Here is a 1759-nt window from a genome sequence, read left to right as displayed (position 1 = left end):
CGGCGCGCGTGCGCGAAGAGATTCTCTCGTCGTCGGCGATCAGGGTGCCGTCCACATCGCAGGCGATCAGGGCAGGCAGGGTCACTGGGCCGATCCGCCTTCGCAGCCAGCGATCAATGTATTCCGCTCTGGGTTTCCCCCGGCCGTGTCACGCCGTCGGTTCCGCGCTTCTGAAGGCGCTGTTGCAATTCGGCGAACCGGATCGCCTGGGAGTTTTCCCGAGTCGGCGCGCTGCCGCCCAGCCGCCGCGGGACCCAAAACTCGCCCGCCGGATGCGGATACTCCTCCTGCACCCGGTACAGCATCTCGTTCATGGCTTCGCGGAGCACGGCGTTGAGTTGTTCGGGGGTGCCCTGCGGGGGCAGCGGCCGGCCGGCGGCCACAGTGATCGGGACCTTGTTGCGAAACACCTTCTTTTCGTGATCTTTAGGCCATATCCGGTGGGCGCCCCAAACGACCATCGGGATTATCGGCACCCGCGCCTCCAAGGCCATCCTGGCTGCCCCGGTCTTGAACTCGCGAAGTTCGAAACTGCGGCTGATGGTGGCCTCGGGATGCATGCCGATGAGTTGGCCCTCGCGCAGCCGCTGCACGGCTACCTCGAACGCTTCGTGCCCCTGCTTGCGGTCCACCGGAATGAGCCTGGCGTGCTTGATGACGTAATTCGCCGCCTTCACGTCGGCCATCTCGGCCTTGATCATGAAGTACATCCGCCGGCCCCGCTCCCGCACGGCAAACAATGGCGGAAGCCAGTCCAGGTAGCTGGTGTGGTTCTGGGCAAGTATCGCGCCGCCCCGCAGCGGAATATTTTCGAGGCCCTGGAACGTGAACTTGGTTCCGTTCATCGCAACGACCGGCGGCACGATCCACTCACCGAATCGGTAAAACGGTTCTGCCATGATCGGAGCTCCTTTCGTTCAACTCGGCGCCGCTCCTTCGCCCCCGACGCGTACCCCGAGCGCCCTTCGCCGAGCTACTGACCGCGCTCCGCGCGTCGACGGTCGCGCTCAGCCTTTTCAGTTTCCTCAAGATTCTTTGCTTCCGCTACCGTAGGTGCGCTGCCGCCAAGCCGGTGCGGTACCCAGAACTCGCCTTCGGGGTGGGGATATTCCGCCTGGACGCGATGCAACAACGTCGTCATTTCGTCGCGTAGCGCCGCGTCAAGCTGCTCGACGTCACCGTCGGCCGGCAACGGCTTGCCTGCCGCGACGACGACCGGGATCTTTTTGCGGCCCACATTCCGCGGGTGGTCCTTGGTCCAAATCCGCTGCGCACCCCACACGATCAGCGGAATCATCGGGACGCTGGCCTCCAGCGCCATCCGCGCTGCCCCGGTCTTGAACTCCTTGAGTTCGAAGCTGCGGCTGATCGTCGCCTCAGGCATCAGGCCGACCACCTCCCCGGCGCGCAGCAATCGCACCGCCTCGGCGTAGGCCTCGCCCCCGGCTCCGCGGTTGACCGGGATGGTCTTGGTGTGTCTGATCAAGAAGTTGACCACCTTCACCTGCTGCATCTCGGCCTTGATCATGTAGCGGATGCGCCGCCCGCGGTAATGCACAGCGAGCGCGGCCGGCAGCCAGTCCACGTAGCTGGTGTGGTTGATCGCCAGCACCGCCCCGCCGGTTCGCGGGATGTTTTCCAGGTTCTGGTAGGTGATCTTGGTGCCGGTCGCCCTGACCAGGGCTTTAGCCGCGATCTCGAGAGTTCGGAAAACCGGCTGCATGCTGCTACTCCGGTGCGCTCGCCGGATCTGCCCGGC

General features: G+C 64.9%; 2 protein-coding genes and 1 pseudogene. All 3 read right to left on the bottom strand.

Annotated features, from left to right (window positions below; all coding sequences use genetic code 11):
• Positions 1 to 85, bottom strand: a pseudogene (locus WB785_RS07765) (HAD family hydrolase); the annotation flags it as partial.
• A gap of 28 nt (positions 86 to 113) precedes the next feature.
• On the bottom strand, positions 114 to 899 hold the full coding sequence (locus WB785_RS07760) for a lysophospholipid acyltransferase family protein (RefSeq protein WP_424078260.1): 786 nt from the start codon (positions 897 to 899) through the stop codon (positions 114 to 116).
• A 74-nt stretch (positions 900 to 973) separates the two neighbouring features.
• On the bottom strand, positions 974 to 1723 hold the full coding sequence (locus WB785_RS07755) for a lysophospholipid acyltransferase family protein (RefSeq protein WP_424078261.1): 750 nt from the start codon (positions 1721 to 1723) through the stop codon (positions 974 to 976).
• Positions 1724 to 1759 lie beyond the last annotated feature (36 nt).

Origin of the sequence: Mycobacterium sp., assembly GCF_049585075.1 — a bacterium.
In the GTDB taxonomy this organism is placed as follows: Bacteria; Actinomycetota; Actinomycetes; order Mycobacteriales; family Mycobacteriaceae; genus Mycobacterium.
This window is presented reverse-complemented; position numbering and strand designations above follow the sequence as displayed.

Bases quoted from the DNA above. Each gene is read 5' to 3' on its own strand.
- WB785_RS07760 (WP_424078260.1), bottom strand. From the start codon at position 899: ATGGCAGAACCGTTTTACCGATTCGGTGAGTGGATCGTGCCGCCGGTC.
- WB785_RS07755 (WP_424078261.1), bottom strand. From the start codon at position 1,723: ATGCAGCCGGTTTTCCGAACTCTCGAGATCGCGGCTAAAGCCCTGGTC.